This window comes from Pseudomonas sp. MF4836 (genome assembly GCF_002018875.1).
Taxonomy (GTDB): Bacteria; Pseudomonadota; Gammaproteobacteria; order Pseudomonadales; family Pseudomonadaceae; genus Aquipseudomonas.
On sequence record NZ_MVOL01000020.1, the window covers coordinates 93844 to 100862 of the forward strand.

A 7019-nucleotide genomic window follows, 5' to 3' on the forward strand; every position below is an offset into this window, starting at 1 on the left:
CGCTTCCCAACAATTACCCGCAGTACGGAGTTTTCTAGTTCCTTGGTGGGGGGTGAATGTAAGAGCGCGGCTGTGAACACGCCTGTGGCGAGGGCGCTTGCTCCCGCTCGGCTGCGCCGCGGCCGTAAAACCTGGGTACGGGTTGCAACAGGCAGACTCCATGCGCCGGGGTTGGGGTTGCTTTGCAACCCAGCGCGAGCAAGCGCCCTCGCCACATGAAGCCCTTCAGCAGCGCCAACACCTTCGTCACAGAAAAAGCCCTCGGCGCCTGGACTACTGCGTGTCCACACGCCGCAACTGTTGCCGCTCATAACGCGGGTACAGGTGGCTGACGCTGCGGATCAGCTCGTAACGGCTCAGGCTGATGCCGGCAAAACGCTCGGGGATGGGGCGGCGGATCATCTCGGCCATGTCATCGCCCTGGGCCGCGCCGTCGCGCATCAACTGGTCGAGCCAGCCCAGGTAATCGCGCATCTGGGCAAAGGGCGCGGCATCGCTGGCCAGCGGCCCGTGACCGGGGACGATCAGTTTCCAGGGCAGGCCCTGCAAGGTGTCCAGGTCCTTGAGCCAAATGCCCAGCCCGGGGCTGTTGGGGGTGGTCAGGGCGCGCTGGTAAAACACCAGGTCACCGGCGAACAACACCCCAGTTTTTTCATCCAGGATCGCCAGGTCCGCCCCGGTGTGCCCGCCCAACCCCAGCAGGCGCAACGGGTGGCCACCGATGTTCAGGGTGCCGGGCTCCAGCACCTGGGTCGGCAGCACCACCTCGGTGCCGCGCATCCAGTCGCCGACCATGCGGTACATGTTCTCGGCCATGGCATCGCCCTGCTGGCGCAGCAGGTCGGTGGTGCCGGCCAGGGCGCCGATCGGCACGTCGGCGAAGGCCTGGTTGCCCAGCACATGGTCCGGGTGATGGTGGGTCAGCAGCACCTGGATCACCGGCTTGTCGGTGGTCGCGGCGATTGCCCGGCGCAGGGCTTCGCCGTAGCGCCGGGAAGGCCCGCTGTCGATCACCACCACCCCGCTGTCGGTGACGATAAACCCGGTATTGACGATATTGCCGCCATTGTTCTTGGCGAAGTTGTCGGTGCTGCCCTCAAGCAGCCAGGTGCCTTCGGCGATCTGCCGGGGCTTGAGGTGGTAGTCCAGCTCGGCCCACGCCGGCAGGCACAGGCTCAGGCACAACAGCAGTATCCAGCGCATGGCGCGCTCCCTTGTTCAGCGAATGGGGTGCGGCAATGGGCTCAGGGAATCGCTGCCTCGAACTCATTGCCGCTGTTGTCACGCAGCAGCAGGCGGGTCTGCCCGGCGCCCTCGAGGTCGAACCCCAGGTTGGGGTTTTCGCTGACCGCCGGAAACAGCTCCAGGCGCGCCAGCACCTGGCCCTGGGCGTCCTGCAGTTCGGCGTGGTTGAGGAAGAATTCGGGGATGCCGCTGACCATGCCGTTGTCCATCGGGTGCGCCACCTGCAAACGCAGGCGGCTGGAGTCGCCGCGGGGGTAGCGCCCGCCCAGGACTTCGCCGATGTGCTCCTCCCAGCCGGGCTGGGTGCGCACCACACTGGGTGCGGTACAACCGCCGCCGGCGGCGTCGATCAGGGTCGAGCCGACGTGCCACAGGCCGTCGCGGGTCTGCACCGCCGCCCGCAGCGGCGTGGCCTGCTCGATACGGATGCGGATCGACAACCAGGGCTGTACCCCGGGCCCGGGCTGGAAGTCGACAATCTTCGGCAACGGGTTGAGCTCGGCCCAGGCGAGGATCTTCACCACCTGCCCCGCGAATGCCCGGGCGTCGATCTCCAGCGGCACCTGCCGTGCATCCTCGGCAAAGGGCGGCGCCAGCAGCTTGACCCGGTCATCGAAAACAAAGGGCGCATCGCCGAGCATCTGCTTGTGGTAGAAGGCCCACATCACCGAGGGCACCGGGTCCTTGCCCGGGTCGACCGTCGCCGCCTGGCCTGCCAGGGGCAGCCAGCAGATCAGCAGCCAACTCGCTCGCCAGTTCATCACACGCTCCTATTGATACATCTGCGGGACTTCGTAACGCAGGCCGTAGCCGGCGTAGAGCGCCTTGAGCGTGCCGTCGCGGATCAGCCCTTCCAGGGCCTCTTCCACGGCGTAGGCCAGCTGGCGATTGCTTTCATGCACCGCCATGCCGATCTCCCACAGCTGCTTGCCCATGTTCGGGTAGGCGTTTTCGGCGAGCGCCAGTTGCGGGTCGGCGGCCTGGTGCACCTGCCAGTCGATCTCGCCGCGCATGGCCATGACGGCGTCCACCTCGCCGGCTTTCATCGCGGCAAAGGCCTGGCCGACATCGGGGTAATGATGGGTCTTGGCACTGAGCATGCCGTTGAACACCGAGGTCAGGTAAAACGACGGCACGCTGTCGACCTCGACCCCGATCGGGTGCTGCTCGAACACCGCCACGCTGGCCACCGAGTCCAGGCGCCGCCGATCATAGGCCACCTGCCAGCACTCGCTCTGGTACGGGCCGAACATCACCACATGGTCATTGTTCAGCTCTCCCAGCTCGTTGCGTTTTTGCGCGTAGTCATGGTCGTAGGGCACGCGCATCATCAGGTCGGCCAACTGCTGGTTGCGCAGCTGGCTGCCGCGCCAGATGTAGTCGCGCAGGTCGTCGTCGAGTTTTTCCCCGGGCGGCGCCCAGATCAGTTGCAGGCGCACGCCCAGGGCCTTGGCCAAGGCTTGCGCCAACTCGACGTCGACTCCCTTGGCCTGGCCCTGGTCCTCGAAGCTGTAGGGGGCGAAGTCCTTGTAGACAGCGACCTTCAATTCGCCGTCGGCGATCATCTGGTCGAATGTGCGCACCTGCGCCTGCGCCGCCTGGCAGCACAGCAGCAGGCCGGTCAACAGCGCGGCAAACAGGCGCATGGCGCTTACTCCTCGACGTGCACGCTGTCCAGGTAAGTGCGCACGGCCCACAGGGCTTCCTGGCTCAGGTAGTCGGCCATTTTCGGCATGTACACCCGGCCGTCGCGCACGGCGCCATGGCGCACGCGTTCGACAAACCACTCATCGCCGGCTTCGCCGACATCGAGCATGCGCAGGTCGGGGGCGATACCGCCGGACTTGGCTTCAAGGCCATGGCAGGCCGCGCAGTTCTGGTTATAGGCCGAGGCGCCGATTTCCACCGCCTTGTCGTGTTCCGCGGAGGTGCGGTACGGGTTGACCGCTGCCCAGCCGTCGCCATCCACGGTCACGCCTGCGTCCTTGACAGGGGTCAGGCCTTTGGTTTCCACCGCCTGCGGCACCACGTTGCCATGGGCCCAGACCGCACCGGTACTGATCAACCCGGCCAGGAGCCCTACCGCGAGCAAGGCGTTGCGTTTTGTTGTCATTGTTATGCCCTCAAGATTGCACGCAAGACCTCTCTACAGAGGCTATGCCGCCATCTTATGAACACCCCCGCGCCAGCCGTATGCTGCTTTGGTGGTCGGCCCCTACTCCCTTGGTAGTAGGGCTTGTGGCGAGGGCCTAAATCATGTGCCGCCTGGGAACTTTTCCCGGCAAGGGCGGGACTTTTTCCGTATCTGCAAAACCGGCGGCAACCCACCCTATGCAGGCCAAAACCTCCACTGGGAACTGCAACCATGACAATAAGATCGCTACCCGCCCTTTCGCCCCTGACCCTGTCTGTGCAAGCCTTTTTGCTGGTCAGCAGCCTGTCGCTGACCTCGGCCGCCGTGGCCGCCACCGCCCCGGCGGCGCCTGCCACCAAGAACGTGACCTGGGAAGACATCGCCAACGATCACCTGACCACCAAGGACGTGCTGCAGTACGGCATGGGCACCAATGCCCAGCGCTGGAGCCCCCTGGCCCAGGTCAACGACAAGAACGTGTTCAAGCTGACCCCGGCCTGGTCCTACTCCTTCGGTGACGAAAAACAGCGCGGCCAGGAATCCCAGGCCATCGTCAGCGACGGCGTGGTCTACGTCACCGGTTCCTATTCCCGGGTGTTCGCCCTCGACGCCAAGACCGGCAAGCGCCTGTGGACCTACAACCACCGCCTGCCGGACAACATCCGTCCGTGCTGCGACGTGGTCAACCGCGGGGCGGCGATCTTCGGTGACAAGATCTACTTCGGCACCCTCGATGCGCGCCTGATCGCCCTCGACAAAAACACCGGCAAAGTGGTGTGGAACAAGAAATTCGGCGACCACAGCGCCGGCTACACCATGACCGGCGCCCCGGTGCTGATCAAAGACAAAGTCACCGGCAAGGTGCTGCTGATCCACGGCAGCTCCGGCGATGAATTCGGCGTGGTCGGCCAACTGTTCGCCCGCGACCCGGACACCGGTGAAGAGGTGTGGATGCGGCCCTTCGTCGAAGGCCACATGGGCCGCCTGAATGGCAAGGACAGCACCACCACCGGCGACGTCAAGGCGCCGTCCTGGCCCGATGACAAGACCACCGAAACCGGCAAGGTCGAAGCCTGGAGCCACGGCGGCGGTGCCCCCTGGCAGAGCGCGAGCTTCGATGCCGAAACCAACACCATCATCGTCGGCGCCGGCAACCCCGGCCCGTGGAACACCTGGGCCCGGACCTCGAAAGACGGCAACCCCCACGACTACGACAGCCTCTACACCTCGGGCCAGGTCGGCGTCGACCCGAGCACCGGCGAGGTCAAGTGGTTCTACCAGCACACGCCGAACGATGCCTGGGACTTCTCCGGCAACAACGAGCTGGTGCTGTTCGACTACAAGGACAAGGACGGCAAGGTGGTCAAGGCCACCGGTCACGCCGACCGCAACGGCTTCTTCTACGTCGTGGACCGCAACAACGGCAAACTGCAGAACGCCTTCCCCTTCGTCGACAACATCACCTGGGCCAGCCATATCGACCTGAAGACCGGTCGCCCCGTGGAAAACGAAGGCCAGCGTCCGGCCAAGCCATTACCGGGTGAAACCAAGGGCAAGCCAGTGGAAGTCTCGCCGCCGTTCCTGGGTGGCAAGAACTGGAACCCCATGGCCTACAGCCAGGACACCGGGCTGTTCTACATCCCGGGCAACCAGTGGAAGGAGGAGTACTGGACCGAGGAGGTCAACTACAAGAAAGGCTCGGCCTACCTGGGGATGGGGTTCCGCATCAAGCGCATGTACGACGACCACGTCGGCACCCTGCGTGCGATGAACCCGACCACCGGCAAGGTGGTGTGGGAGCACAAGGAACACCTGCCGCTGTGGGCTGGGGTATTGGCGACCAAGGGCAACCTGGTGTTCACCGGCACCGGCGACGGTTTCTTCAAGGCCTTCGACGCGAAAACCGGCAAGGAGCTGTGGAAGTTCCAGACCGGCAGCGGCATCGTTTCGCCGCCGATCACCTGGGAACAGGATGGCGAGCAGTACATCGGCGTGACCGTGGGTTACGGCGGCGCAGTACCGCTGTGGGGTGGCGACATGGCTGAGCTGACCAAGCCGGTGGCGCAAGGCGGTTCGTTCTGGGTGTTCAAGATCCCGAGCTGGGATACCAAGACCGCCCAGCGCTAACCGACGTGTGGCGAGGGCGCTTGCTCCCGCCGGGCCGGGCTGGCGTACCAGCGCGCAGCGGCCCCGAAACCCGCCCACACGCTAGCTCAGGCATAGCGCGTGGGCCGGGTTCACCACGGCTACGCCCCGGGGCGCCGGCCAGCCCGCGCCCTCACCACACCCGCCTTCACTCCAGCCGGAGAACCGCACCATGAACTATCTGCCACTGGCCCTGCTGCTGACCCTCTCCCCTGCCTTCGCCGTGAATGTCGACGACGACGGCAACGATGTCCCCCTGACCATCAACGGTTGCCTGATCGACGAATCCAGCCAGTGCCCTGGCGCCAACTTGCGCGGGGCCAACCTGGCCAACCAGGACCTGCGCAAGATGAACCTGGCCGGCGCCGACCTGCGCGATGCCGACCTGCGCCATGCCCAGCTGGACCTGGCCAACCTGGAAAAAGCCCAGCTGCAAGGCGCCAACCTGACCCGCGCCAGCTTGCAGCAGAGCAACCTGCGCCTGGCGGATTTCACGGGCGCCAAGCTGATGTCGATTCAGGGCTGGGGGATGTTTGCCCAGGGGGCGCAGTTTCAAAACGCCAATTTGAGCGGTGCCTATCTGCAATTTGCCAGGTTGTCCGGGGCCAAGTTGCACCAGGCCAATCTGCAGGCTGCCGACCTGGAAATGACCTGGTTGAGCAAGGCGGATTTGCAGGGGGCGGATTTGCGGGATGCCAATCTGCAGGAGGCCAAGTTTGGCGAGAGTAATCTGGAGCGGGCGAACCTGAGTGGGTCGCGGCAGCATTATGCGAATTTTCAGGATGCGAATATGGAGGGGTGTGGGGGGTGTCCGGGGAGTTGGGATAAGTAGGGGGTCGGTCGGGGGATTTGGGATTGGGGGCAGATCCGTTGCTGCGGTTATGGCTGCTATGGGTTCCGCTCTTACAGCGGGTCACTTTGGAAAAGCCGGAATGCCGGCCCAGCCCAAAGTAACCAAAGGGCTCTTGCCCCACCACTTGGTGCCTCGCCTAGGCTCGGCATGCCCTCACTCCGGCATTGATCCGTGGGCCGCCGCAATGGGCCATCCCTGGCCCAGTGCGGCTAACCCGGCGTCCTGCCGGGTTGCCCACGGCTCATCGCCTGCGTTCGGCCATCGTGGTTAACGGGGCGCTTCAGATCAAAATCAAGAGCAAGGCGGCCCTCCGGCCGGCCTGGGTCGGTACCTGCGCGTCCTGTCCCCCGGCAATCTGTAGCCGCTGCCGCAGGCTCGGGCCGCGCTCGGACGCTGGCCCTCACCAACGCCCAATACACACGCTAAAACACCGCGTCCATTGCGGCCAGCGCAGCCTCGTACCTCGGCAGCGGCTACAGGACTTGCGTGCCTTACTTTTGCTTTTGCTTTTGCTTTTGCTTTTGCTTTGGCTGTTGACCTTGCTTTTGATCTTGATCCACCCGCCCCTTCGGCAGGCCGAGTGGAGGTGTTCATCAGGGGATTGGCGCGCAGCGCCCTTCGACGCAGTCGAAGACGTCGCTG

6 protein-coding genes are annotated in these 7019 nt (G+C 64.8%); 2 read left to right on the forward strand and 4 right to left on the reverse strand.

The features are described 5' to 3' along the window. Window positions 1-273: 273 nt before the first annotated feature. The 4 genes from MF4836_RS32085 to pedF are packed head-to-tail and all read right to left on the reverse strand — an operon-like array spanning window position 274 to window position 3358. Window positions 274-1203, reverse strand: a complete 930-nt coding sequence (locus tag MF4836_RS32085; protein ID WP_078473727.1) for a quinoprotein relay system zinc metallohydrolase 1 — start codon at window positions 1201-1203, stop codon at window positions 274-276. A 41-nt stretch (window positions 1204-1244) separates the two neighbouring features. After that, on the reverse strand, window positions 1245-2006 hold the full coding sequence (locus tag MF4836_RS32090) for a quinoprotein dehydrogenase-associated SoxYZ-like carrier (RefSeq protein ID WP_078473728.1): 762 nt from the start codon (window positions 2004-2006) through the stop codon (window positions 1245-1247). 9 nt (window positions 2007-2015) lie between these two features. Next, window positions 2016-2891, reverse strand: a complete 876-nt coding sequence (locus MF4836_RS32095; RefSeq protein WP_078473729.1) for a substrate-binding periplasmic protein — start codon at window positions 2889-2891, stop codon at window positions 2016-2018. 5 nt (window positions 2892-2896) lie between these two features. Continuing rightward, the gene (gene pedF, locus MF4836_RS32100) at window positions 2897-3358 is read right to left on the reverse strand and encodes a cytochrome c-550 PedF (protein WP_020299999.1); all 462 of its coding nucleotides are present in this window, start codon (window positions 3356-3358) and stop codon (window positions 2897-2899) included. A gap of 252 nt (window positions 3359-3610) precedes the next feature. On the opposite strand from pedF, the gene exaA reads away from it, so the two are divergent. Together exaA and MF4836_RS32110 are read left to right on the forward strand one after the other, a co-directional pair. Then, entirely contained in the window at window positions 3611-5506 is a 1896-nt protein-coding gene (exaA, locus tag MF4836_RS32105; RefSeq protein ID WP_078473730.1) for a quinoprotein ethanol dehydrogenase, read from the forward strand. A 190-nt stretch (window positions 5507-5696) separates the two neighbouring features. Further along, a complete protein-coding gene (locus MF4836_RS32110; RefSeq protein ID WP_078473731.1) occupies window positions 5697-6356 on the forward strand; it encodes a pentapeptide repeat-containing protein in 660 nt (219 codons plus the stop codon). Window positions 6357-7019 lie beyond the last annotated feature (663 nt).